The following is a 25,537-nucleotide window of genomic DNA, read 5'->3' on the forward strand; positions in this document are numbered from 1 at the left end:
CCTTGATCACCGCCTGCCCATGAATTCGTTTGGCTTTCTCGCTCGCAAGCGGTTGCCTACGCCTGCTCGGCTCTTGTTGGGCGTTGTCCTCTTATCAGCTTTGGGCGGCCTGGCGAACCATGCCCGGGCTGCCGAACTGCAGGACCGGGCGACGTACTCCGACGCGGTCGTGCCTTTTCTGCGGCAGCACTGCACCGCTTGCCACGGCGCTGAGGAGGCGGGGGCGGGTCTGCGGCTCGATACCCTGGAACCCGATTTCCTCAGCCCCCAATCGGCCGGCGCGTGGGTCGAGGTGATGGACCAGATCAATTTGGGCCAGATGCCTCCCGAAGGGGAGCCTCGGCCGGAGGCGGAACGGTTACGTCGTGTGACCAGCTGGATCGCCGATGAACTGCGTTTCGCCGAAAAGCGACGCAGCGGAGCGGGCCGCGGAGTGATCATGCGGCGGCTGAATCGATTCGAGGTCGCCAATACTTTGCGCGACCTGCTGCACCTGCAGTTCCTGCCGGGCGAAAGTCCGCTGGACCAGTTGCCGCCCGATGGCACGGCCGAAGGATTCGACAAGGTGGCGACCGCCCTGATGCTCGACCCCAGCTTGCTGGAACAGTACTTTCAAGTCGCTTCGCAGGTCGCCCAGCGCGCGATCGTCGACGGACCGCCGCAGTATCCTACGCGGCGCATGCGCTATGAGCTTGAAGAGACGGCCAACAATCGTGCGATCGATTACTTGTGCGCGAATCCGGCGATCGAGTGTCGTGAGAACGAGATCGTATTGATGGCCGACGCGACGCGGTCCTTCGGCGTGATGAAGTACGGCGATACGCGCGACGAGATACCGACCAGCGGCCTGTATCGCATTCGCGTTCGCGCGTGGGGCACGCCCGGGGCCGAGGGGCATCCGGTGCGAATGCGGTTCCGGCAGGACCATCCTCAAGACGATCAACAACTGCTGCTGGAAACCGAAGTGACCGACCAGCCGACGGTCTACGAAGCGGTCGTGCCGCGGGATCCCAAGTGTGGTGAATACCATGTGGAGATCTTGAATCCGGCCCGTTTTCGCTTGACCAGTTCCGTGGGTGTGCAGTTTCGCCGCGAGCAACAAGAGGCTTCGGCGGAGAACGATTTTGCGACCGCGCTGCGCTTGCAATCTCGGCAACAACTGGAATCGCTGACCTTCTCGCGGCCCAACCCCGAAACGGCCGATACCGGCCGACTGGCCAAGCTGTACGTCGACTGGATCGAGTGCGAGGGACCGCTGTACGAACAATGGCCGCCGCGCAGCCACCAGCAGCTGCTGTTTCGCGGCGAGGGGGCTACCGAAGACCTCGACTATGCCACGGAGATTTTTCGGCGGTTCCTGCCCCGTGCCTATCGCCGTCCCATCACCGACGAAGATCTGCAGTCGGTGATGGCCGTCGTCGAAGCGGAGCTGGCCGCAGGTCGGTCGTTCCATGATGCGATCCGCGCCGGTTTGACCGTAACGCTGTGCTCCCCGCACTTCCTGTTTTTGATCGAACCGGCTGGCGACGATGGCGGCGGCGACGCGCACCGTAACGACGCGCACCGTAACGACGCGCACCGTGACGACGAGCACGGTGGCGACGATGCGATCAGCGACGATCAACCGGGCGTCCCACGGCGGCTGAACGACTGGGAGCTGGCCACGCGGCTGAGCTATTTCCTGTGGTCGTCGATGCCTGACGAGCGGTTGTTTGACCTGGCTGCGGCCGGCCGGCTGCACCAGCCCGAGGTGTTGCTCGCCGAAGTCGACCGGATGCTCGCCGACGAAAAAGCGGCGGCCTTGATCGACAGTTTTGCCGCCCAGTGGTTGAAGACAGACGCGTTCCTGGCCTTTGCGCCCGACCAGCGGACCTATCGTGATTACAGCCCTGCCCTCGGTGAAGCGATGGTGAGGGAACCACTGGCGTTCTTTCGCGAAGTCCTGCAGTCCAACGAATCGCTGCTCTCGTTCGTCGATTCCGATTGGACGATGGTCAATGAGACGCTCGCCGATTTCTACGGTTTGAGCGATGTGTCCGGTGATGCGTTTCGGCGAGTCGTGCTGCCCGACGATTCGCCTCGCGGTGGGCTGTTGGGGATGGCCGGAGTGGCCCTGATGGGTTCTGACGGCGTGCGTACCAAACCGGTACACCGCGGTGCCTATGTTCGCGACGTGTTGTTCAACGACCCGCCGGACCCGCCGCCACCGGGTGTGGGGGAAGTGGAACCGAACATCCAAGGCGAGCGATTGACGGTTCGGCAGCGCTTGATCCAACACCAACAGATCGCTTCCTGTGCGGCCTGTCACCTGCGGATCGATTGTTACGGTCTGGCCTTGGAGAATTTTAACGTCATCGGCCAATGGCGGACGCGCCAGGACGGCGAAGACTTTCGTGGCGATCGCACGCCGCCGATCGATCCTTCGGGCGTGTTGCCCAACGGGCAAGCGTTCGACTCGTTCGCCGAATTTAAAAGCTTGCTGCTGCAGCGGCCGGAGCGTGTTGCGCGAGGGCTGAGCGAGAAGATGTTAACCTATGCCTTGGGACGCGGCATCGACGCCCGAGACCGCAGCACCGTCGATGCGTTGGTCGACCAGTTGGTCGCCGAGGACTACCGGCTGCAGACGTTGATTCGTGGGATCGTCACGAGCAAACCCTTTCAGCAGAAGTAGGAACCGATGACGTACGTAAAACCCTTTCGTCTGCCGCGACGGGCGGTGCTGCGTGGGGCCGGAGCGGCGATGGCGCTGCCGTGGCTGGAAAGCATGACGCCGGCTGGGGCCGCGCCAAAAGACGACGCTCCGCCAGCTCGGATGGGCATGTTTTATTTCGGTACCGGAATGAATATGCGGGAGTTCACGCCGGTCGACGAAGGCGAAGACTTCACCGCCAGCCGGATTCTCAAACCGCTCGAGCCCCATCGCGGCAACTTCACCGTGTTGTCGGGAACGTACCTGGCCGCCGGGGGCGGTCACGGTGGGGCCTACCCGTTTGCGACCTCGATCGCGCAGGGAGAGAAGCAACAGATCAGCCCCGACCAGATCGCCGCTGCGACGCTGGGCAGCGAGACCCGTTTCGATTCGCTGCAGTTGTCGGTCGACCGCGGAACCAATTACGGTTCACAGGCTCTGGCGACGATCTCCTGGAACGAACAAGGGGTACCGCTGGCCGCCGAGAACGATCCCAAAACCATCTTCGACCGTTTGTTCCGGCCGGCCAGCGCGCAGCAGTTGGCCGCCGAGGACCAGCAGGTTCGCAAGCGGCGTTCGGTGCTCGATGCGGTCCGCGATCAAGCTCGCCAGATCCAGCCTCGGCTGGGGCAAGCCGACCGCCAGCAACTGGATCAGTACTTCACCAGCGTGCGGGAACTGGAAAAACAACTGCAGCGGCGGATCGCCTGGGGCAAGCGACCCAAGCCGCAGCCCGCCATGGCCGGCGTGCACGGACCGTTCGACCAGACGATGAAAGGTCCCGAAGGCAGTGGCGACTACCTGTACGACGACTACGCAAAATTGATGTATGACTTGATCGTCCTGGCCTTTCAAACCGATTCGACTCGCGTCGTCAGTTACGTGGTTCGCAAGGAGTTGGCCGGCGGCGTGTATCCCGAATTCGGCGTTTCCAACGGCTACCACGCCCTGTCGCATCATGGCAACGACCCGCAGGCCCTGGACGAGCTGGCCAAGGTCGACACCATCTATATGTCGCACTGGGCGTACTTCCTCAAGCGGTTGTCGGAGGTTCGCGAGGGCGACCAGACGTTGTTGGACCGAACCGTGTTGGGATTCTCCAGCGGCATGGGGTTCGAACACAGTCGCGATAACTTGCCCACGATGCTTTCCGGCGGTAAGGCCTTGGGCGTGCGGCACCACGGACATTTGAAATTGTCCAGCGAGCGACCGCTGTCCTCGCTGTGGCAGACGATGCTGGACCGCGTTGGCGTTCCCGTGGCAGGATCCTTCCAGGACAGCAAAGGTATGCTGACGGAACTGGTGACCTAGATGCGTTCCTCCCTTTACGTCATGTCCACCGCGGTCTTGGGGACGCTGCTATGGTGTCAAACCGCGTCCGCGCAAGCGTCGCGGCAGAATTCCCTGGGGATGCGACTGGTGTCGATTCCCGCCGGCCAGTTCACGATGGGCTTGGCAGAACGTGACCGTGTTTCGGCTTCGCATCCCAACAGTGTGAACCAACGCGAAATCCACGGCTATTTGGAATCACCGGCGTTCCCGGTGCGCTTATCCGAAGGATTCGAAATTTCGGCGACCGAGGTCACGGTGGGGCAGTTTCGCCAGTTCGTCGAAGCGACCGGTTACGTGACCGATGCTCAGCGAGCCGGCGAGGCGATGGTCTTCACGCCGCAGTATGAAGGCCTCGAGCGGTTCTCGCTGCAACCGCGACACCACTGGTTGAATCCTGGCTTCGAGCAAACCGAGGATCACCCGGTGACGTGTGTGTCGTTTAACGACGCGGAAGCGTTTTGCCGGTGGTTGAGCGACCGGGAGGGAGCGACGTACCGGTTGCCGACCGAAGCGCAGTGGGAGTACGCCTGCCGCGCGGGCACCACGACGCACTACAGCCACGGCGACGATCCCGACGGATTGTATCGCCACGCCAACGTGGCCGACGCGGCGCTGTACGCCGTGCATCCCGAAGACGTGCTGCGGCAGCGGACCGTGGCCCTCGAGCCCGAGCGGGGCGATGGGTTCGTCTTTACCGCTCCGGTGGCTTCGTTTGCTGCCAACCCTTGGCGACTGTTCGACATGCACGGCAATGTGTGGGAGTGGTGCCGCGACAAGTACTCGCCGAACGTGTACAAGCAGATGGCCGAAGAGGCGCGAGAGCGGGGCAGCCGGCAGGACCCCGAGCCGATCGTCGACTATGCCGGTCCCGACGATACGCCCCAGCATCGCCACGGCGACTGGCGGTCCTTGCGAGGCGGTTCCTGGTACGTTTCGCCGATCCAATCTCGCAGCAGTGTCCGCGCCTTCGCCGAAGCCAAGGACGCGTACAGCTATATTGGTTTCCGCGTCGTGCGGCAGTAAGTCGCTTGGGCCCCGGGGGGTTTTTTAGTTCACAGGCTGGAAGCCTATGCCACTGTCCACAGGCTGGAAGCCTATGCCACTGTTCACAGGCTGGAAGCCTATGCCACTGCTCACAGGCTGGAAGCCTATGCCACTGTCTACTCGTACTCAGCGCAGCGGTACTCGTACTCGGGGACGCTCGTGGCTAGAGGGACGCTGGGACGCGGTGGGTTTCGAGTACGAGCACGAGTACGAGTACGAGTAAAAAAACTTACCCTCATAACATCATGGAACCGTGCCGATGTCGAATCCTTATCAACCCACCTCCCAGCCGCTTGAGCAGGACCCGGCGGCTCAGGCCCGCCGCGAGGTAACGCCGCCGGCAATTGCTTTACTGGTAGTCGCATCGATCGGTTTAGGCGTTGGCATTTTGGGACTGATCGGTGATGTCGCGATGCTGGTGACCGGGATGGTCGCGCGTTTAGAAGCGATGAACCAGGGCCCGGTCTCGGAGTACGTCCAGTTGGCGATCCGTAGCGCCTGGGGGGTACTGTTGATACTTGTCGACGTCGTGATCATCCGTGGAGCGTTGGGGATGAAGCGGTTGTGGGATTATGACGCATCCAAGCGAGCAGCGATCCTCAGTGTGATCCCCTGCATCGGCCCCTGCTGTTTGCTAGGCATTCCGTTCGGAATCTGGGCACTCGTCGTGCTGAACAGACCGCATGTGAGAACTGCCTTTCGGTAGATAGTAAAAGTAGCATGGGTCCCTGGCCCGTGGCGGGATGAGCTCACAGGCTGGAAGCCTATGCCACTATCTACTCGTACTCAGTTGCACAGCAACGGTACTCGTACTCAGCGCAGCGGTACTCGTACTCGAGACGCTTGTGGCTTGAGCGAGCTTAGCGGCGGGGGGCGGGTTTCGAGCACGATTACGAGCACGATTACGAGTACGATTACGAGCACGAGCACGAGCACGAGCACGAGTACGAGTACGAGTACAAGTACAAGTACGAGTACAAGTACGAGCTAATAATCGAATGCTCACAGGCTGGAAGCCTATGCCACTGGGCTGCTATGCCATGGCGGGTAGTCGGACGGTGTCGTCTTCGACTTTGCCTTTGGGCAAGCGGGTGCGTAGAAACGCCAGCGGATCTTCCATCTCGGCCACCGACTCGACGATCGTGTCGGGGACGTAGGCGTAGTGATCCAGGTCTTCTCTGCGCGTCGTGCCGGTCAGGGTCAACACCGTGCGGTAGCCCATTTGAACGCCGCCTAGGATGTCGGTCTGCATCGTGTCGCCCACCATCACGGTTTCCGATGTCAGCAGCCCCAGTTCCTTCCGCGCCGCACGCATCATGATCGGGCTGGGTTTGCCGACGCTGAAAGCCTGGATGCCGGTGACCGTTTCCAGGTACGCGACGGTGGCTCCGCATCCGGGCCGCGTACCGTTTCGCGTGGGGCAATTGGGATCCAGGTTCGTCGCAATTAATTTCGCTCCACCCAGGATCAGACTGACCGCTTGTTCGAGTGCGTCGAGCGTGACCGTACGCCCTTCGCCGACGACCACGAAATCCGGGTCGTGGTCGACGATCGAGTAGCCGTTCTGATGCAGAGCTTGCAACAATCCGCCTTCGCCGATCACGTACGCTGTGCCGCGTGGTTTGCGGTCCGCCAAAAATCGGGCCGTCGCCATCGCACAGGTAAAGATGTGACGCTCATTCACATCGATCCCCAAACGCTGCAGTTTGGTGGCAACGTCACGCCGCGCTCGTTGGCTGTTGTTGGTCAAAAAGATGAACGGTATGTGCTCGCGCAGCAGCGCGTTGATGAAGCGGTCCGCACCGGCAATCAGTTCGCCGCCACGGTAGATCACCCCGTCCATGTCAATCAAAAATCCTACACTCATCTCAGTTCGTCTCCAGGAAGGATGGGACATTCGGTCTGTACGAGCCGACCCTGGAACGCAAATGGTGAACCAATCGTGCTAAGTGAAAGTTCAGTCCCTTATCCGGCGTGAACGTCGAGCTAGGGGCGGGGTCTGCTGCAAATGTGAGCGGATGGATCGGGGGGGCCGCATCCTTAGTGCGCAGCCACCCCTGCCGGCTAGGATCCATCGAAACCCGCCACAATGCCGGGCTGCCCTGGGCATCGAGGGACCGATTCCCGCCGCCCCCCCCTGCTCTCCCCAGCCCCTGGTCAAACGCCTATGCTTAAAGCCTGACGGTTATTTATGGTTCCGACGGATAGGGTTTAACGAATGATGCACTGTCAAACTTGGTGGTTGGTGGTTCTACTGGCTGTGGTTTCGACGCCGGGGTTGGTTCGTGGTGACGAGGGGATGTGGCTGTTCAACGACCTGCCCTTGAAACACCTCAAGACCCAGCACGACTTTGAACCCACCGACGCGTGGGCCGAACATCTGCGGTTGTCGGCCGTGCGTTTCAATTCCGGTGGTTCGGGATCTTTTGTCTCCAGTGACGGTCTGGTGTTGACCAACCATCACGTGGCCAGCGACACGCTTTACAAATTAAGTACGCCCGAGCGGAACATCCTTGAAGAAGGCTTTCTGGCGCGCCGCTACGAAGACGAGTTGGCCGCTCCGGATCTGGAACTGAATCAATTGGTCGCGATCGAAGACGTGACCGAGCGGGTGCAGGCGGCCGTGACCGAGGAGATGGCGACCGAGGAAGCGGCCAAGGCGCGGCGCGCGGTGATCAGCACGATCGAGAAAGAATCGCTGGACGCGACGGGCCTGCGCAGCGACGTGGTGACCCTGTACGGTGGGGCGACCTACCACCTGTATCGTTACAAGAAATACACCGATGTGCGGTTGGTCTGGGCGCCGGAAACCAAGGCCGCTTTCTTTGGCGGTGATGCGGACAACTTTGAGTACCCACGCTACTGCATGGACGCCACGCTGATGCGTGTTTACGAAGACGGCAAACCCGCCCAGCTGGATCACTTTTTGCGCTGGAGCGAGACGCCGGTCGACAAAGAGGATCTGGTGTTTGTCGCCGGTAACCCGGGACGCACCCAGCGCATCTTCACGGTCGACGCCCTGAAGTACCTCCGCGATGATCGCCTGCCCTACGTGCTGGATTACCTGCGTCGCAAAGAGATCATGCTGCAGCAGTACGGTTTGGAAGGCACCGAACAGAAACGCCGCGCCCGCGACGAGCTGTTCGGAATCCAGAACGCTCGCAAAGCCTATACGGGGATGCTGGCCGGGCTGCAGGATCCGGCTACGATCGCCGCCAAACGCGGTCGCGAAGATCGCTTGCTGGCAGCCGTCCGCGGCGACGAGTCGCTGAAGCAGTATGCCGACGCCTGGCAGCAGATCTCTGAAATCCAGCGTCAGAAAGCCGAACTGCTGGGACAGATGACCGGGTTCCAGTCACGTCTATACGAGATCGCCGAAACGTTGGTGTTGATGACGGCCGAAGACACCAAACCCAACGACCAACGGCTGCGTGAGTACGGCGAAGCCGGCCGCGAGTCGCTGCTGCAAGACCTGCTCAGCGAAGCGCCCATCTATGAGGATTTGGAACGGGCCAAACTGGCGGATGAGCTCGGCCGCTTTGTCGAGCGACGCGGCGGAGACGATCTGTTGGTCGATCAGGTGCTGGCCGGTAAGGGACCACGCCAACGGTCCGGAGAATTAATCGCCGGGACCCAACTGGCCGACGTCGCCGCGCGGCAAAAATTGGTCGATGGTGGCCGCGCTGCGGTCTTGAACAGCGAAGATCCCTTGATCGGTTTGGCGCTGTTGCTCGAACCGGAGTACCGCAAGCTCCGCGAGCGTCGCGAACAACTGGAGGAACAGGAACGGCAGGCTTATGCCCAGATCACCCAGGCCGTTGCGGCCATCGAGGGCACCGATACCTATCCCGATGCCACGTTTACCCTGCGGTTGGCCTTCGGTACGGTCAGCGGATACGAGGAAGACGGCCAGCGGGTTCGTCCCTGGACGGTGATGAGCGGCGCGTTCGAGCACGCCGAGCAACACGCCGGACAGGAGGACTTTGACCTGCCGGCCAGCTGGCTGGAAGCCCAGGATGAGATCGATGGCGATACCCAGTTGAACTTCGTCTGTACTGCCGACATCATCGGCGGCAACAGCGGCAGCCCCGTGGTCAACCGCGACGGCGAACTGGTGGGTCTGATCTTCGACGGCAACATCCAGAGCTTGACCAGCGACTACCTCTACAGCGACGTCCAAGCTCGAGCCGTGTCGGTCGCCGCGGTGGGAATTGCCGAAGCGATCCGCGTGATCTACGACGCCCCCGAGCTGGCCGATTCGTTGGGCAAGTAAGGGCCTACTCCTCGCTGGCTTCGGTGACCTGGATATTGGTCGCCAGGTGCTCGTGAGCGGTGCGTTGGATCTGGTCACAGGCCACCTGCTTTTCATGCCGGCGAACCAGTTTGGCGCTGGCCAGCCGGCCCAGGTGCACCACCGGCTCGCCGGGCTGGACGGCCGGCAGGGTGGTCATGCCGATGACGATCCCGGAAAAGGGCGCTTCCAAGCGGTTCTGGTCCTCGGCCAAGAGGTTGCTGTTGGTCGCCAGAGCTTGTCCCTTGACCACGCTGTCGCCCGGAGAGACGTGCATCGCGATAAAGCCGCCGCGTTCGGCGCGAACCCATTTGGTTTCGCGGATCGTGGCCTGGGTGTCGGGCACGTCCAACTCTCCGGGCTTCATTCCCAGTTCTTTCAGGACATTGTGGACGCCGCGGGTCATGCAGTCGGCGACGGAGCTTTCCACCTTCCAGACCTCGCCGCCCTCGATGATGATCGTCGGGCAACCGGCCTTGGTGGCTTCGCGTCGCAGCGAGCCCTTGGGACCCTTGCTGTTCAAGATGATCCCCGCCCCGAAGGCTTCGGCCAGCCGCAGGCATTCCGGATGGCTCAGGTCCGCGCGGACGTTCGGGAAATTGGTCCGCCGCACCGCCGCGGTGTGCAGGTCCACGCCGTAGTCGCAACGTTTGACCAAAGACTGAAAAATCACTTTGGCCAGCCGCGACGCCATGCTGCCGTCGGTGGAACCGGGAAAGCATCGGTTCAGGTCGCGGCGGTCGGGCAGGTAGCGAGAATGGCGTTCAAAGCCCAGCACGTTGACCACGGGAATCATCAACAGCGTACCGGCGGCCAGTTTCCAGTCGGGATCGCGCAGCATGTTGCGGATCGCTCCGGTGCCGTTCAGTTCGTCGCCGTGGATCGCGGCCGAAACGAACACCGTCGGCCCCGGCTTCTCGCCTCGGCATACGCGGATGGGAATCACCACGTCGCGACTGCTGTAGCTCTCGGTCACGACCATCTCGGTGTTGACGCACTCGCCGGGCGACACGTCATGCCCGAACCAGTGCTGAAGATCCTCAGAGGCATCCATAGGCAATCACACACTCTGCGTTTCCGCAGCCGAACCACGTTGAAACGAACGGAAGGAAAAGGAAGGCTAGCCGCGGGGCGAGCCTGTCCAGTTTACCACAGCGGTCGCCAGGAGGCTCCGGGGGGCGACAACCGATACGCAATCACCGGCCGTCGCCAGCAACCGCGAAAACCCGGCGCCGCAATGGTGAATTACGTTGACCCTGCCGGCGGGCACCACTAGACTCGCCCTAAGGTGAGGATACGGTCCGTTGTGCGGGGCTGTGCTCTCACCACCCGCCTTCCTGCCCTCTTTGGGGTCGCGTTCCCTCGCACCGATCACGCTGTCCAGACCGATTGGTCGGGCGGCTGCGCCTGCGAGAACCGTGGCTCGCCGCCGGACGTTTTCTATACGAGGTTTCCCGAATGCCGGTTTCGATTTCCCAATGCGATACCCGGGATCAGTGCGATACCCAGGATCAGAGGACCGAGGGTTACAGATCATCCGGTGGCGGGGCATACGGTAGAGGGCCGTTGAGCTGGGCCCTGGGCAGCCTGGTGTTGGGCGCAGCGGCGATGTTTGCGGCGGTGGGACAGGCCCAAGACGAACCCGCCCCGCCGTCGGCGGCCGCCGAGGCGGCGGTACCGGAGTTCACACAGCACATCCAGCCGATCTTCCGCACCCACTGTTACGGTTGCCACCAAGGTGCCAAGCAGCAGGGCGAGTACCTGATGACCGATTTCGCCAGTTTGTTGGCCGGTGGCGAATCGGGCCAGCCGGCGATTGTGCCCGGCCATCCCGAGCAGAGTTATCTGTTGGAATTAATTACGCCCGTTGATGGGCACGCGGAGATGCCGCGCGGCCAGCGGCCGCCGCTGTCGGATCACGAAGTCGACTTGGTGCGGCGCTGGATCGCCGGCGGCGCTGCCGGCGATGCACTCAACGCGGGGCCACGTTTCACGATGCAAGATCCGCCGGTGTACCCTCGGCCGCCCGTGATCACGGCCCTGGACTTTTCGCCCGACGGCAAGTGGTGTGCGGTGGGCGGCTTTCACGAAGTGTTGTTGTTAAACGCACAGACCGGCCAGCGGGCGGCTCGGTTGGTGGGGTTGAGCGAGCGGATTGATTCGGTGGCGTTCTCGCCCGACGGAACCCGCTTGGCCGTCGCCGGTGGGGCTCCCTCGCAACAGGGCGAGCTGCAGATCTGGGACGTGGAAAAGCGTTCGCTGGAGCTGTCGACGTTTCTGACCTACGACGTGTTGACCGGAGTGAGCTGGTCGCCCGATGGCCAGAGAGTGGCCCTGGCCTGCGCGGACACGACCGTGCGGGCGATCGATGTCGCCAGCGGCCGCCAGGTGTTGTACCAAAGCGCCCACGACGACTGGGTGCGAGACACGGTCTTTTCGCACGATGGGTCGCATCTGATTTCGGTGGGTCGCGACATGACGGTCAAACTGACGGAAGTGGCGACCGAACGGTTTATCGACAACGTGACGTCGATCACCCCGGGGGCTCTGGCCGGCGGGGTCAATTCGATCGATCGTCACCCCGACCGCGACGAGGTGTTGGTGGGCGGTGCCGACGGCGTTGCCAAACTGTATCGGGTGTTTCGGCAGACCGCTCGCAAGATCGGCGACGACGCCAACCTGATCCATGCTCTGCCCGCAATGAAGGGCCGGATCTTCAGTGTCGACGTCAGTCCGGATGGGACGCGGTTGGCCGCCGCGGCGACGATCGATGGCCACAGCGAAGTGCGGATCTGGGACTACACCAGCGACCAGTACGAAGCCTTGGGCCAGTTGACCATCGACGACGCTTCGGTATTCGCCATCGCCTTCGACGCCGAGAACCGCTTGGGGGTCGCCGGTTCGGACGGCGTCGTGCGGATCCTGACGGGCCAGCCAACGGCCATCACCGATACCTGGCAAGCGGCGCCGATCACGCCCGGCGCCGGGGGCCGGCTCGCCGCTTTCGATCCCGCCCGGTGGGCACGGCAACAGGCCCAATCACCGGCGCCGGAATCGAACACCGCAGCGTCGCCCGCGCCCTCGCCCCAGAACGTGCGTTCCTTGACGGTGCATCCGGAAAAGGTCCATCTGGCCGGCCCCTTTGCTTACACCCAGCTGGTTGTCCTGGCCACGCTGGCCGATGGCCGGCAGGTGGACGTGACGCGAAACTGCGACGTGCACGCGCCCGAGTTCGTAACCTGCGACGCCGCCGGTTTGCTGCGACCGGCGGCCAGCGGAACCGGTTCGATCGCGGTGAGGCTCGGTTCGCACCACGCCGAGGTTCCGGTCACGACGGCCGATCTGGAGGTCGACCCCGAAGTGGACTTCATCCGCGACGTCAATCCGGTGCTGTCGCGACTGGGCTGCAATCAGGGCACCTGTCACGGGGCGGCGAAAGGAAAGAACGGCTTTAAGCTGTCGCTGCGCGGCTACGACCCGGTGTTCGACGTCCGCGCATTGTCGGACGACTTGGCCGGTCGCCGGCTGAATTCGGTTGCGCCCGATGCCAGCCTGATGTTGCTCAAACCCCTGGGCGTGGTGCCGCACCAAGGCGGCGTCCTGATGCGGCAGGGCGATCCCAATCATGCGATCCTGAGGCGTTGGATCGCCAGCGGTGCCAAGCTGGACCTCGAGGCAACTCGGGTGCAACGCATTGAAGTCCAGCCTCAGAAACCCGTGGTGGAACGCATCGGCGACCGCCAACAGATGCGGGTGGTGGCCTACTACGACGATGGCACCCGGCGGGATGTCACCCGTCAAGCGTTCCTGGAAAGCGGCAATACCGAGATCGCCACGGTCGATTCAGAGGCCCGCCTGACGACGCTCCGCCGCGGCGAGGCCCCCGTTCTGGCTCGCTACGAGGGCGCCTATGCGGCGACCACGCTGACCGTGATGGGCAAGCGCGAAGGGTTCCAGTGGCAACCGCCACCGTCCTGGGGCAAGATCGACGACCTGGTCGCCGCGAAGTGGCAGCGCATGAAGGTCCTGCCCAGCGAACTGTGCAGCGACGAAGCATTCATCCGTCGCGTGACGCTGGATCTGACCGGATTGCCGCCGTCGAGCCAACGGGTGCGCGAGTTCCTCGGCGACGGGCGGCCGGTACGAATTAAACGTGAGGCCCTGGTCGATGCGCTGATCGGCAGTCCCGCTTTCATCCAACACTGGACGAACAAGTGGGCCGATCTGTTGCAGGTGAATCGCAAGTTTCTGGGCGTCGAAGGATCGCAGAAATTTCGCCGGTGGATTCGCGATGCGGTGGCCGAGAACCGCCCCTACGACCAGTTCGTTTCCGAGATTTTGACGGCTTCGGGATCCAACGCCGCCAATCCGGCGGCGTCCTATTACAAGATTCTGCGCGACCCTGAAGCGACCGTGGAGAACACCACGCACTTGTTCCTGGGGATCCGCTTTAACTGCAACAAATGTCACGACCATCCGTTCGAACGTTGGACCCAGGACCAGTACTACCAGACCGCAGCCTTCTTTTCGCAGGTACGTTTAAAACGGGATCCCGCCAGCAAGGATCGCAAGATCGGGGGCACGGCGGTCGAGGGCGCGAAACCGTTGTACGAAGAGGTGTTCGATCAGGCCGAAGGCCAGGTGCTGCACGCCCGCACCAGCGAACCAGCCGAACCCAAATTCCCGTACGCCGCCGAGTACGCATGCAGCGACGATGCGACGTTGCGGCAGCGGTTGGCCGCCTGGCTGACTTCGCGCGACAATCCGTACTTCGCCCGCAGCTATGCCAACCGCGTCTGGGGCTATCTGACGGGTGTCGGATTGATCGAACCGATCGACGACATCCGGGCCGGCAATCCGCCCACCAATCCGGAATTGCTGGATTATCTGACCGAGCGATTTTTGCAAAGCGATTTCAACGTCCAACGCCTGATGCGTGAGATCTGTACCAGTCGCACCTATCAACTGTCGGTGGCCACCCATCGCTGGAACGAGGGCGACACGCAGAACTATGCCCATGCCACGCCGCGTCGTTTGCCGGCGGAGGTTCTGTTCGATGCGGTCCACACCGTCACCGGGGCTCCCTCGCGTATTCCCGGCGTTCCACCGGGGACCCGCGCCGCGGCACTGTCGGATGTGGGCGTTGAGTTGCCCGACGGCTTCCTGGCCAATCTGGGCCGGCCGGTCCGCGAGAGTGCCTGCGAGTGCGAACGTTCGACGGATCTGCAGTTGGGGCCCGTGATGGCTTTGGTCAGCGGCCCGACGGTGGCCACCGCGATCGCCGACAAAGACAACGAACTGTCGGAGCTGGTCGAATCGATGCCCGAGGATGAGACCCTGGTCGAGGAACTGTATCTGCGGATCCTGGGCCGCCGGCCACGACCGGCCGAGTACGAGGCGTTTGCCGGGTTGTGCGAAGAAATTAATAGCGACCACGAGATGCTGGTTCGGCGACTGGAAGAAATGGAACGTTGGTGGGCCGAGGAACGGGTGCGGCGCGAGCAGCAACGTCAGGACAAACTGGCTCAGACCCAGCAGTCACTCGAGCAACTGGTGGCGGAGCTGCGGCCGCAGCGCGATCGGCTGGAAGCCCAGCGGCAGGAGCGGATCGCGGCGGCCGAAGCGGCTTTGACCCAGTCGCAGCAGCAATTGCCCGCACGGATGCAAACGTTCTTGGCCAAGAACACCACCGAAACCGAATGGCGCCTGCTCGAGCCTTCCGCCCTGGCGGCCTCCAACAAGGCGGTTCTGCGGGTGCAACAGGATCGCTCGGTGATCGCCGAAGGCAACAAGGACAAAGGCATCTACACGGTCACGGTGCGAACCCGGTTAAAGGGCATCACCGGTTTCCGCTTGGAGGCCCTGCCGATGCCCGATTTGCCCGGTGGCGGCCCCGGCTTGCCACCCAACGGTAACTTTGTGGTGACCGAATTCGAAGCCACGGCCGCTCCGCTGAGCGATCCCCAACAGGCCCAGCCCATCAAGTTTGTCGCCACCGCGGCCGATTTTTCTCAGAACGGCTTTTCCCCGGCGGCGATGGTCGATGGCAAGCAGAAAGACCAAGGCGGGTGGGCCGTTTCGCCGGCCGGAGGCGTGGTCCACTGGGCGACGTTGCGGCCAGAAAAACCGCTCGGCCATGAAAGCGGCACGGTGCTGACGTTCAAGATTTATCAGTTCCACAATGCCGCCGATCATCGCTTGGCGCGTTTTCGACTCAGTGCCACAACCGACCCCGCTCCCAGCGAAAAGGTTTCGCCGTTGACGCTGCCCGAGCCGCTTGCCGCGATCACACGCACGGCCCAGCCGCAGCGCAGCGAAGCCCAACAACAGACGCTGAAGGCGTACTTCGAGAAAGTCGACGCCGATCTGCCGGCCAAGCGGGCGGCGCTGGCCGAAGCCAAGCGTCCGGTGCCCGAAGACGCCCGCGTCACGGCGCTCAAACGCCGCATCGAAGCGTTGAAGGTGGAAACGGTGGACGACCCGCAACTGGTCCAACTGCGGACCGATCTCCAGCACAGCCAACGACAACGGAAAAACTTGCGATTGACCGCCGTAGAAGATCTAACCTGGGCGTTGATCAACAGCCCCGCCTTTTTGTTCAACCGCTGAGCCATCCCCAGACTCGATAGCAACGCCACGCCCCTCTCTGCCTGTTACGGAGCGAAATTGTCATGTTGTCCATCAAAGGTGCCGCCCTGGCACGCGACCTGTGCGACGCTCACCTGCGAGCGTCGCGACGAGACATCCTGCGGGTGGGCAGCTGTGGAATGCTGGGCTTGTCGCTGGGATCGCTGTTTCGTCTGCAGGCCCAAGCGTCCGAAGCCGGTTCGGCCGGCGGCGGTCCGGGATGGAACCGGGCTCGCAGCATCATTCTGGTGTACTTGCAGGGCGGACCGAGTCACTTGGACCTGTGGGACCCCAAGGAGAATCTGCCGGACAATGTGAAAAGCGTGTTCTCGCCGATCAGTACCAAACTGCCGGGCGTGAAATTCACCGAGAACCTGCCGCGTTTGGCTCAGATCAACGACCGCTTCACGATGATCCGCTCGATGGCCTACACGCCCAACGGTTTGTTCAACCATACCGCGGCGATCTACCAGATGATGACCGGGTACACGACCGACAAGGTCAGTCCCTCGGGCCAGCTAGAACCGCCCAGCCCCAAGGACTTTCCCAACTTTGGCAGCAATCTGATCCGCTTGCGCCCGGTCGACGAACCGATGCTGCCGTTTGTCATGTTGCCGCGTCCCTTGCAGGAATCCAATGTCGTGGGCAAAGGTGGCACGGCCGGATTCTTGGGCAAAGCCTTTGATCCCTACACGCTGTATCCCAGCGGCGACGACATGGACATGGAGAAAATGTCACGGATCAAGGTGGATGATTTGAAGCTGCGCCCCGAGGTGTTCAGCGTTCGTCTGCAGCGACGAGCGAGACTGCGCGACCTGCTGAACCAGCAGATGCCGGAGATCAACCAGGCGGTCGAATCGTTCGAGCTGGACGAGTACTACGATCGCGCGTTGTCGTTGATCGTCTCGGGACGTGCTCGCGAGGCCTTCGATCTGGCGGCCGAACCCGACGCGGTGCGCGATTCCTACGGTCGCAACACGTTCGGGCAGAGCTGTCTGCTGGCACGGCGACTGGTCGAAGCCGGCACACGCGTGGTGGAGGTCATCTGGCCCAAGGTAGCCAACAGCGACAATCACTCCTGGGATCACCACGTCGATCTGAGCAAACGGATGAAGAACCAGTCGGCACCGATGCTCGACGACGGTTTGTCCGCGTTGATCGAAGACCTGGACGATCGCGGCATGCTGGACGAAACCCTGGTCGTGGCCGTGGGCGAGTTCGGACGCAGTCCCCAACGCGGCGTCAGCACCAGCGGCAATAATAATTCGGACGACGGACGCGATCACTGGCCCTACTGTTACACCGGCGTGATGGCCGGGGCGGGGATCCGGCGCGGTCTGGTGTATGGCAAGAGCGACAAGACGGCCAGTGCACCGCTGGAGGATCCGGTGCACCCGGGCGATCTGCTGGCGACCATCTATCACGCCTTTGGGATCAGTCCCGAAACCATGGTCTACAACCACCTGAATCAGCCGCGAGAAATCGTCAAAGGACACGCGATCACGGGCCTATTCGGCTAGCTCACCTGTTCATCTCAACCCAACGAGGGTGTCAGACAGAGCCCCGGCGACATTCGCGGTTAAGGAGCTCCCACGCTACCCTTCTCCTTCTCTTTCGTTCTCTCCGCGGACAGAAATCCCGCAAGATCCAAGCTTGCAAGTTCAGTAAGGGTAAATACTTCCCCCATCGGATTGTCCAAATGCTTCCAGGAAAATTCCACGTCTTCATATAGTTCGAAAGGCACGATGTTGCCCGTCTTCTCGTCAGCCATTCTCTTTACAATCGTTTTGTGAATGCTGTGTGGCACAAACACGCCCGAAAACTCTTTCCACTCGAACAATGTCCGCTCTTTGGTCAACCTTTCTCCAGTGCTGGTTACGATCACCGACACCATTCGGCTCCGGGGAAGCATTGTGCTAGCATCAAAAATCCATTGGTAAGCGACCGTATCGGAACCACTGTTTTCGACCTTTAAACTGACAGCAAAGTCTCCGTTAGCTAGAGGAGTCGCCGACAGGCCACGTCTACTGGCCGCGACGGTTTTCCAGAATCCATCGTTTCCAATGGGATCGGGAAAGCTTTCTAGGCCAATCGTCCGAAAGGATGGCCATCTGAACGTTCTCGACAGCCTTTCCCAAGGAATGTCCTTTAGTTGTCGTATTCCACGGACATCTTTAACGTGCATGTCACCCTCAGGCGTCACCAGTAGGGACGCAATACGTTTGCTGGACTCCGCAAGTTCTTGATTGTTACTCCATCTCTCCAGTCGATGGGCCCACACTCCAAGCCGAGCTTGCGGATCGACGGCCGTTAAAATTCTGAAGTGCGAAACATAATCTCTTGCTTCTTGCGTGGGGCTTAGCGTGTAGGCTTCGAAGTTAACAGTGACATCGTAGCTCCGGATGGCTTGGTTATTCGCTAATAGAGCCTGTAGCAATGAAGCGCCTAGATTTGAGCGTGATCCACTGTCTTCTTCCGCCGCAGCAACGCTAAGGTCTTGTGCCCACAACCGTCCGCCGACAGTCGGAAAAAAATGACCAATGAGTAGGGCTGAAGTGGCAGCGATTACGTGATTTGGAAACCGGTTTGTCGTACCGCAAATCAAGCGTCGAAACATACGTACGCCCCACGATGGTTGGACAGCATCGACTGCTGTGGAATGAGACTTTGGACGGTAGTTAGTCGGTCCGGTGGCCCCCAATTCACTATTCAGAAAGAATAGTAGCAGACCCCAGTGCCAACCTCGTCGTATCGTTTCGCTGCATCCCTTGAGTCTGGGTCAAGAAAGATGTCCGACGCACCATTTTGGCATCGATTCACTCCAGGATAGACGGCACAGCCGCTGTCGCAATCACGCTGGATTAGGCAATAGACGGACGACTCAGGGGGTGCTCGCGTTGTTCCCTCGTATGGGCCCCCGTTGCTGTCGCCGAGATTGACGCTGTATGGAGTCGCCTCTTGCTCGATGTCCCAGCATTGCTGAGCCTTGACGTCGCAGGACAGGACGAACGTGATCACAGTAAAAGCCATGACACCTAACGAAAGTCTTCGCATTACTCGATCTCCATGTAGTTAAAGACAACATCTGCACGTTCCAACGTTGACGGGTCTCGGAATCACTGCTCACCGATCCAGTTTAGGTCGCTATCGCTGATCAGTATTCTTGATCGCGGGGCCCCACGCTCGTCTCCCCAGACGATGTCCCATTTTATCGATTTTTTGTTTTCATCATCGAAACTCTTTTCGTGATCCTCTGGGATTTCCAGTTTAACTCGAGCAAGCGTGCCGCCCGCTTGCGTCACGTCGACTTTTAATGGCAGGCCAGAAATTTGGGCCTGAATAAAAGCCGGAGATGTGTTTGGTGTGCTTTCTTTTTTGTTGTCTTCGAACTTCGTGACCACAGCATTGCCTGCCAGCTTTCCGTTTTTTTCTCGGATGAAACGAATCGTGGACGGAAATACGCTGATTGCAGGTCGACGTGCTATGACGCCTCGGATGATGGTCGATTTTCCGCTTGATTCGTCCTCCAGCGTGCAGGATACATTCAGTGGTTCGTCTCCGAACTCGTTGGGGGTCAGGCGAAGCATTGCCTCGCCGCCAGTATCGGATGTTCGTCGCAGCAGAGTCTTGATCCCGATGTGTGAAGGTTCCACTCTTAAAGTCAGTTTTTCGGTGGCAATTGGGCGGGTCGCGGTAAAAGCTAGCGTCTTGGTAATATTTGATGTGTTGCGATTGGAGCTGCGGGCTGACTCACCAGCAATTTCCACCAAGAAATCTGGCTCCTGAAACGCAAGAAATCCCGCCATTTCCGAAACCACTTCAATCTCAACGTAAGCCTGGCTGGGCCCTTCGCCTTCGAAGAATAACTTTTGCCTCCAAACTGGCTGGGCCCCCTGGGCTTGGATATTTACGGAAAGCAATGCGTCTACGGACCTGCCGGGAGGAATCTCAACGGCTGAGACTTCAACCCGAACGCAACCACAAGTGGCGTTTGGTTTTCCAAGTTTTAATTCGCGGTTGTTTTCGGAATTGATTAATCGGAACGCGACGTTCTTGCTCGCTCCATCGGTTTGGGGAGGAATGTGCAGGCGACCGAAAAACTCCATCGGCCGGCGTTCGACTAGAACGACTTCTCCTGCGTTCACGACGTCTTCGGCCCAAGTGACAGACCCCCTAAGAAAGATGAAGGGAGGAAGTAGAAATGCCAGAATGGTGGCCGAAACGACAAGATTCCTGGATGCCACGATGATCCTCCCTTTCGAATCATTGCTCCGAGCAATATGCATTATCGGTCGGCAATGTTACTGTGAAATTGGTGGGTCGATTACATGACCAAAACCAACGGAGTGTACCGGAAGAGAAAGGGGGGGGGCAAGAAAAAAGTTGGTTTATTTTTTGCGCAGGATTTACCGCGACTCTAGAGCATCCACCGCTGCGGCCAGCGCCGGGTCGTCCAGGTCTAGGCGATACAGGATCTGGTTGTAGTTGTAACGCGGTGTGGGAATCGCGTGATCGGTGAACTCGGCCGTGTACGTTCCCTCGAACAGCAAAATGGGACTGTCTTGCCGAGCCAGTTCGCTGTGGATTCGCGGGTTGTAGAAGGTGTAGTTGTCGTGCGAAAGGATTTCCACGGCCGGCCCCCAAGGTCCGGTGGGCTGGTCGGCTTCGGCGTACCACAGCGTGCCGAAGGCCGACGGGCTGCCGAATTTTTCCATGAAGACGGTGACCCAACGTTTCCGGTACGCGTTCCAGGCAATGGATCCCGAGTGGGGGACGATGCGGCGATCTTCTCCGGCCGCTGGCAGGGATGCCTGCGGTTTCAACGCCTGCCACTGGTCGAGCTCTTTCCAGGCTTGGAATTGATCCGGGACGCGGGCGTGCGGCAGCGGGTTGCCGACGAGAATCCACCGCTGGCCTTCGGGATCGGTCCACCGTACCGGATGGCCTTCTCGTAGCGCCGCAGGCAGCGGCTCGTCGTCCTCTCGCCGCCACAGTGTTTGCAGGTGTTCGAAACGCTGCTCGGACTCGTTCCAAACGCACTGTCCGGCTTCGTAAACCTCCAGGTGTCCAGCGATCTTGCGGTAGCAGGCTACCAGCTTTTCGTCGCCGTCGCGGGTGGACAACGCGACGACGCCGGTCAACCACGTGGGGCCGTCGCCCGGCATGTCGGCCACACCGCGCGGGCGACCTGCGGCGTCGAGGAAGTGGTCGAAACGCGGACGCAGCGGCGGTTCGTCGGTAGCAAACGGTTCGAGTGTGGTCGTCGCCGCGGTCATGTCGAACACGCCCAGCGGGTACCGGGCCAACGTCGTATCGCCCCACAGCCAGAACAGCCGGTTCCGAAACACCGCGTTTTGGACGCTGTCACAGCCAACCAGCGGGGCATCGCGCCACTCGGTCTGCTCACCCAGTTTCTGGCTCTCAGCAAATAGGCCGCTGCCGGTCAGTCGGCCCACGCGTTTGGCGATGCTCGTCCGCTGAACTTCTAGGGTATGCGACTCGCCGGCTCGAGGAGTCAAACGCACGCCGCGAAACCCAAACCCGTCGGCCGGTACCTCGTAGCCGTGACTGGAAACAGAAAACCACACGGGCTGGTTCAGCAGCGAGGGATCGTCCACGGCGATCACGCCCGCGTTGTCGCTGACAAAGCGAACGCTCGAAGTGGTTTTTAATTCCACCAGTGGCACCGGCCAACCGTTTTCCGCATCGACGATCTCCACGCGGTACGCCGTAAAGGCCTCCGATGGCGGCGATGCCTGAGGCGTTGATGGCGGTGCCTGACTCGAAGCGACGCCAGCCGTTAAAATCACGGTGCAACCGATCGCGATCCGCAGCCACCAGCCGTAGCGCCGGAGGCCGGTGGCGCTGCTGGCCGAGAAGCCGCAGCCACGGCGCTGGAGATTGCTCATTCCGCTTCCTTTCCATCAACCACGATTGCAGCCGATGTCCGAAACCATTTTCAGTAAGATCATCCGCCGTGAGGTGCCCGCCGAGATCGTTTACGAGGACGACCAGTGTCTAGCGTTCCGCGACATCGATCCCCAGGCGCCCACGCACGTGCTGATTATACCCAAGGAGCCGATCCGCTCGCTGTCGGAGCTGGAAGAGGAGCACCAGGCGTTGGCTGGCCATCTGTTGCTGACGGCCGCCAAAGTGGCTGCGGACCTGGGGCTGGACAGCGGTTATCGATTGGTCACCAATTGCGGCAAGGAGGGCGGCCAAGCCGTCGATCACCTGCATTTCCATCTGCTGGGCGGCCGTGCGATGCAGTGGCCGCCGGGGTAGAGCAGCAAACGCCGAACAGAATGTTTAACCACTAATCTCCGCTAATCGAACACGAATCAGAATTCTCTGCTGAAACCCGCTGAGATTAGTGTTCGATCAGTGCTGATTAAGCACGTCGGCATGAATTTTTCGGTGAAACCCCGCGACAACACCCTCCCGCGCAGCGGGAGGGTAAAGCCGAATGAAATGTTGCGACGTGCTTAGTGGTCCCAGCACGACGATTCGCTCGAGTCCAGCTCCGCCAAAAGAGTCAGCGAATCTCAAATCTCAAATCTCCTGACTCTAACGGAATCTATGTATGAGAAGAATCGCTTTCTCCCCTCTCCCCCGAAGCCTGGCGAGCCTAAGCGAGTCAGGCTTCGGGGGAGAGGGGTTGGGGGTGAGGGGGAATGCAGCGCAGCAGCACCATGGCCGTACCTCGATGCGGTGCGGGACTCGGAAAGGCGTACGCAAACAGTCATTGCGTTGCACCCGAGCCCCCTCACCCCCGACCCCTCTCCCACCACTGCTTCACTCGCTGACGCTCGCGGCGCAGCGGGGGAGAGGGGAGAAAACATTGCCTTGTACCGCTCTGAGCCATACATAGAATCCGTTAGAGTCAGCAAATCTCAGATCTCAAATCTCAGATCTCAAATTTAAAAACCTTCTCCGGCTCGTTTATTTCAGCGCGATGGCTTGCTGCAGGGGACGGAGGATATTGGTGACCAGGTACCCGTCGGCGATCTCGCGACACAAGCCCGCCAGACGTTCGAACTCGGCGGCGTAGTTCTCGTCCGACGACAAAGAATCGAATCGCCGCACCGTCAGGTAGACGCTCAACTGGTCGTCGGGGAACTCCTGCGTCCGCACGTGGTAGGCCGTCGTGCGAGTCTCGAAACCGATGCGGCACTGTGTTCGGCAATCGTCGTCCAGCGCGAACTGCAACGACGGTTCGTTGCACAGCACGCGGCTGTTGGGAATTTCCAGCATCTTCTCGAAACCGGGAATCACTCCCAGAGCTTCGGTCATCACGGCGTTTTGGTCGCCGCGAAAATTAAAGTCAAAGCCCATCATCACGCTGAGCGATTCGCAGTCCAGCGGGCTGATCGACAGCGTGTAGGGAACCAGTTCCAGGACGCTGCGGTGCAGCTCCAGAGCGGCGTCGAAGTTGGCTGGGTTGACCGCCCCGCTGTTCACCCGACGCTGCTCGATCGAAGTCCACCGGTACGCCCCGTGCTCCTTCTCCTCTTCCAACACGAACTCGTTCGCTTCGCGAGAATAAAAGTTCTGCATGTTCGCAAACCGCCGCTTGAGCTGTTCGAAGTGATGCAGAACCGTCTCGCGATTCTGGGGCAGATCCATCTCGGTGCCCAGGTTCATGTTCAAATAAAAATCGTCGCTAAAGGCGCCGTAGCCTTCCATTCACAATCTCCGGATGGATACCCTGTAGGTGGTGGTCCGCATGCCGTGGCGTCCCCGGATTCAGTATAAGTCGGAGGCGCTTGGGCGGCCAACCAGCCGGATGGATTGTACGGCTCCATCAGGGGGTGCGGTCGCCCGGTCCCGTTTGTTCTAGCCCCCGATCGATCCACATGCCAAGCGTCCAGCCTCCGATTGTTGACCAAAGCGTTCACACCAGCCCGCTCGGTCCGCTGTACTCGGTCTGGACGCCCGACGGCCTTTGGCAATTGAACTGGCAGCCACGGGAGGAAGCCCAAGGGGCGGCAGACCGCCCCGGGACCGACGAAGCCAAGCGGCTGGACGAGGCCTTGCAGTCCTACTTCACCGATGGCGATAGCGGTCCGCTGGATGCCATCGTGATCGATCCCGCCGGCTGGACACCTTTTCTGGCTTCGGTCTACGCCGCCTGCCGAGCCATACCCTGCGGCCAGACCGTCACCTACGGTGAATTGGCTGCGGCGGCGGGACGAGCCAAAGCGATGCGGGCCGTCGGCAGCGCGATGGCCCGCAACCGCGTGCCCGTGATCATCCCCTGCCACCGCGTGGTCAGCCGGTCGGGGCTGCGCGGCTATAGCGCTCCCGGCGGTCTGGACACCAAGCAGTGGCTGCTGGCGCTGGAGCGGGACGGTTACCGCGAACGCGTCGCGGCGGCTTCGGCCACGCGGATCGGTTCGGCCGCGGCCAGCACGTCGACGTCCAGTCCGGTGCCGCACACCCGCCGCAGAACGATGTCGCCGCGGTGACGCTTCTCGTGCGACCAGTCGGCGGCGACCAGGTTCCAGTACTCGGGGTCGGTGGCCAGCCAATGCACAAGACTCTGCGGCGTATCGGCTCGGCGCGGCTGCAGCGTCCAGCGAACGCGGCGGATGCGGCTGCGCTGTTCGGAATCCCACAGCGTCTCGTCCAGGCGGTCCAGGTGCCGGAGCACGGGTAGGCCCCAAGCGAGCAGCTCTCGCTCGGCCGCCACACGGATCCGTCGCTGCGGGGCGGCCAACCGCTCGACACACGCTTCGACTTCGCCGAGCGTCGGCAGCGGTTCCCGGTCGGCGGTCGCTAACAGTTGCCGCTGCGCCGCTCGATTCAATTCGCTGACCGTCGGTGTGCTGAGCAAGTACGGCAGCAGTTCGCCGAGATGGCCGGCGAAGAGCCGCGGGTGGCTGCTCTGCAGATGAAGCAGACTGGGCGTGGACAGCGAGGCCGGGGCCGCCGCTGGCGGGGCCGTCGAGAACGAAGACCGAGCCGTCGAGAACGAAGACCGGGGCGTCAGGAACGAGGGCGTTAGCAGCGAGGGCGGGTCATCGATTGTTGCCGACGACGCCATCGATTCCACTCGGATCCGCAGCGGGCCTTCCGGTGGTTGCTCGAGCGTCAGCCGCTGGCGCAGATCCTTTCGTTCCGAGACGATCCGCACCTGCAGGATGTCGACGACATCGACGACGGCGTGCTGGCGGTCGCTATGGAAGGTGTAGTGCAGCGACGCGATCCCCGACTGGCTGCTGACGGTCAGGGTTTCGGTCAACGGGTACGGCTGGGACCGAGTGGCTTCCTTGGTCCCTTTGCGGTGCCGCGCCGGATCCAGCTGCAGGCGTCCGAGGATCAGGCGAAAGCGAGCCAGTCCGGACTGTTGAAGCAAACCCTCGGGCGTGTGGGTCGCAGGCACGCCGGCCGCCGTCGCGCGGGTCTCGGGCGGGGGCTCCGCTGCGACCGGGTTAAGACCGACACCAACACCTGCAATAATGGCGACGCGGAGCAAGACGCTCAGCCGCGGTCGTCGAATCATTGCCTTCCCTCCCTGATTGGGGTGAGCCGCGCCGCGGGGGCGTGGCGGG

Annotated in this window: 16 protein-coding genes; 9 read left to right on the plus strand and 7 right to left on the minus strand. The window is 61.4% G+C overall.

Features of this window, described 5'->3' with window-relative positions; translation table 11 throughout:
* The first annotated feature begins 19 nt into the window (after window positions 1-19).
* The 4 genes from GE027_RS05175 (at window position 20) to GE027_RS05190 (ending at window position 5,771) form a co-directional block, all read left to right on the plus strand.
* Window positions 20-2,671, plus strand: a complete 2,652-nt coding sequence (locus GE027_RS05175; protein WP_162006585.1) for a DUF1592 domain-containing protein — start codon at window positions 20-22, stop codon at window positions 2,669-2,671.
* Window positions 2,672-2,677: 6 nt separating this feature from the next.
* Window positions 2,678-4,000: a DUF1552 domain-containing protein gene (locus tag GE027_RS05180; RefSeq protein ID WP_153556123.1), complete on the plus strand. Its 1,323-nt coding sequence runs from the start codon at window positions 2,678-2,680 to the stop codon at window positions 3,998-4,000.
* Window positions 4,001-5,044 (plus strand): formylglycine-generating enzyme family protein, encoded by a 1,044-nt coding sequence (locus GE027_RS05185; protein ID WP_237607298.1) that lies wholly within the window; start codon window positions 4,001-4,003, stop codon window positions 5,042-5,044.
* Window positions 5,045-5,324: 280 nt separating this feature from the next.
* Complete coding sequence (locus tag GE027_RS05190) at window positions 5,325-5,771, plus strand: hypothetical protein (protein WP_153556124.1); 447 nt, start codon at window positions 5,325-5,327, stop codon at window positions 5,769-5,771.
* A 327-nt stretch (window positions 5,772-6,098) separates the two neighbouring features.
* Here GE027_RS05190 and GE027_RS05195 read toward each other — a convergent pair whose 3' ends face one another.
* Window positions 6,099-6,932 (minus strand): HAD-IIA family hydrolase, encoded by an 834-nt coding sequence (locus tag GE027_RS05195; RefSeq protein WP_153556125.1) that lies wholly within the window; start codon window positions 6,930-6,932, stop codon window positions 6,099-6,101.
* A gap of 351 nt (window positions 6,933-7,283) precedes the next feature.
* On the opposite strand from GE027_RS05195, the gene GE027_RS05200 reads away from it, so the two are divergent.
* Window positions 7,284-9,338 (plus strand): S46 family peptidase, encoded by a 2,055-nt coding sequence (locus GE027_RS05200; protein WP_153556126.1) that lies wholly within the window; start codon window positions 7,284-7,286, stop codon window positions 9,336-9,338.
* Between the two features lie 4 nt (window positions 9,339-9,342).
* Here the strand turns inward: GE027_RS05200 and GE027_RS05205 are convergent, their stop codons facing one another.
* On the minus strand, window positions 9,343-10,410 hold the full coding sequence (locus GE027_RS05205) for a succinylglutamate desuccinylase/aspartoacylase family protein (protein WP_153556127.1): 1,068 nt from the start codon (window positions 10,408-10,410) through the stop codon (window positions 9,343-9,345).
* A 512-nt stretch (window positions 10,411-10,922) separates the two neighbouring features.
* Here GE027_RS05205 and GE027_RS05210 point away from each other — a divergent pair.
* Both GE027_RS05210 and GE027_RS05215 read left to right on the plus strand, forming a co-directional pair.
* Window positions 10,923-15,965 (plus strand): DUF1549 domain-containing protein, encoded by a 5,043-nt coding sequence (locus GE027_RS05210; protein ID WP_162006586.1) that lies wholly within the window; start codon window positions 10,923-10,925, stop codon window positions 15,963-15,965.
* Between the two features lie 62 nt (window positions 15,966-16,027).
* Complete coding sequence (locus GE027_RS05215; protein ID WP_153556129.1) at window positions 16,028-17,503, plus strand: DUF1501 domain-containing protein; 1,476 nt, start codon at window positions 16,028-16,030, stop codon at window positions 17,501-17,503.
* Window positions 17,504-17,562: 59 nt separating this feature from the next.
* On the opposite strand, the gene GE027_RS05220 is transcribed toward GE027_RS05215, so the two are convergent.
* From GE027_RS05220 to GE027_RS05230, 3 genes are all read right to left on the minus strand, one after another.
* A complete protein-coding gene (locus tag GE027_RS05220) occupies window positions 17,563-18,600 on the minus strand; it encodes a hypothetical protein (protein ID WP_153556130.1) in 1,038 nt (345 codons plus the stop codon).
* Window positions 18,601-19,099: 499 nt separating this feature from the next.
* A complete protein-coding gene (locus GE027_RS05225; RefSeq protein WP_153556131.1) occupies window positions 19,100-20,227 on the minus strand; it encodes a hypothetical protein in 1,128 nt (375 codons plus the stop codon).
* A 162-nt stretch (window positions 20,228-20,389) separates the two neighbouring features.
* Window positions 20,390-21,892, minus strand: a complete 1,503-nt coding sequence (locus GE027_RS05230; RefSeq protein ID WP_202617333.1) for a hypothetical protein — start codon at window positions 21,890-21,892, stop codon at window positions 20,390-20,392.
* A gap of 34 nt (window positions 21,893-21,926) precedes the next feature.
* On the opposite strand from GE027_RS05230, the gene GE027_RS05235 reads away from it, so the two are divergent.
* The gene (locus tag GE027_RS05235; RefSeq protein ID WP_153556132.1) at window positions 21,927-22,268 is read left to right on the plus strand and encodes a histidine triad nucleotide-binding protein; all 342 of its coding nucleotides are present in this window, start codon (window positions 21,927-21,929) and stop codon (window positions 22,266-22,268) included.
* Between the two features lie 657 nt (window positions 22,269-22,925).
* Here GE027_RS05235 and GE027_RS05240 read toward each other — a convergent pair.
* Complete coding sequence (locus tag GE027_RS05240) at window positions 22,926-23,669, minus strand: hypothetical protein (RefSeq protein ID WP_153556133.1); 744 nt, start codon at window positions 23,667-23,669, stop codon at window positions 22,926-22,928.
* Window positions 23,670-23,839: 170 nt separating this feature from the next.
* On the opposite strand from GE027_RS05240, the gene GE027_RS05245 reads away from it, so the two are divergent.
* The gene (locus GE027_RS05245; RefSeq protein WP_153556134.1) at window positions 23,840-24,451 is read left to right on the plus strand and encodes a methylated-DNA--[protein]-cysteine S-methyltransferase; all 612 of its coding nucleotides are present in this window, start codon (window positions 23,840-23,842) and stop codon (window positions 24,449-24,451) included.
* Here the strand turns inward: GE027_RS05245 and GE027_RS05250 are convergent.
* Window positions 24,337-25,488 carry a hypothetical protein gene (locus GE027_RS05250; protein ID WP_153556135.1) on the minus strand — a complete coding sequence of 384 codons (1,152 nt, stop codon included), beginning with the start codon at window positions 25,486-25,488 and terminating at the stop codon, window positions 24,337-24,339. The two genes, GE027_RS05245 and GE027_RS05250, sit on opposite strands and share 115 nt — an antisense overlap.
* Window positions 25,489-25,537 lie beyond the last annotated feature (49 nt).

The sequence above is a fragment of the Roseimaritima sediminicola genome (assembly GCF_009618275.1).
Classification (GTDB): domain Bacteria; phylum Planctomycetota; class Planctomycetia; order Pirellulales; family Pirellulaceae; genus Roseimaritima; species Roseimaritima sediminicola.

Excerpts from the sequence above, each read along its gene's own strand:
- GE027_RS05175 (WP_162006585.1), top strand. The coding sequence starts at position 20 with ATGAATTCGTTTGGCTTTCTCGCTCGCAAGCGGTTGCCTACGCCTGCT.
- GE027_RS05180 (WP_153556123.1), top strand. The coding sequence starts at position 2,678 with ATGACGTACGTAAAACCCTTTCGTCTGCCGCGACGGGCGGTGCTGCGT.
- GE027_RS05185 (WP_237607298.1), top strand. The coding sequence starts at position 4,001 with ATGCGTTCCTCCCTTTACGTCATGTCCACCGCGGTCTTGGGGACGCTG.
- GE027_RS05190 (WP_153556124.1), top strand. The coding sequence starts at position 5,325 with ATGTCGAATCCTTATCAACCCACCTCCCAGCCGCTTGAGCAGGACCCG.
- GE027_RS05195 (WP_153556125.1), bottom strand. The coding sequence starts at position 6,932 with ATGAGTGTAGGATTTTTGATTGACATGGACGGGGTGATCTACCGTGGC.
- GE027_RS05200 (WP_153556126.1), top strand. The coding sequence starts at position 7,284 with ATGATGCACTGTCAAACTTGGTGGTTGGTGGTTCTACTGGCTGTGGTT.
- GE027_RS05205 (WP_153556127.1), bottom strand. The coding sequence starts at position 10,410 with ATGGATGCCTCTGAGGATCTTCAGCACTGGTTCGGGCATGACGTGTCG.
- GE027_RS05215 (WP_153556129.1), top strand. The coding sequence starts at position 16,028 with ATGTTGTCCATCAAAGGTGCCGCCCTGGCACGCGACCTGTGCGACGCT.
- GE027_RS05220 (WP_153556130.1), bottom strand. The coding sequence starts at position 18,600 with ATGTTTCGACGCTTGATTTGCGGTACGACAAACCGGTTTCCAAATCAC.
- GE027_RS05230 (WP_202617333.1), bottom strand. The coding sequence starts at position 21,892 with ATGAGCAATCTCCAGCGCCGTGGCTGCGGCTTCTCGGCCAGCAGCGCC.
- GE027_RS05235 (WP_153556132.1), top strand. The coding sequence starts at position 21,927 with ATGTCCGAAACCATTTTCAGTAAGATCATCCGCCGTGAGGTGCCCGCC.
- GE027_RS05240 (WP_153556133.1), bottom strand. The coding sequence starts at position 23,669 with ATGGAAGGCTACGGCGCCTTTAGCGACGATTTTTATTTGAACATGAAC.
- GE027_RS05245 (WP_153556134.1), top strand. The coding sequence starts at position 23,840 with ATGCCAAGCGTCCAGCCTCCGATTGTTGACCAAAGCGTTCACACCAGC.
- GE027_RS05250 (WP_153556135.1), bottom strand. The coding sequence starts at position 25,488 with ATGATTCGACGACCGCGGCTGAGCGTCTTGCTCCGCGTCGCCATTATT.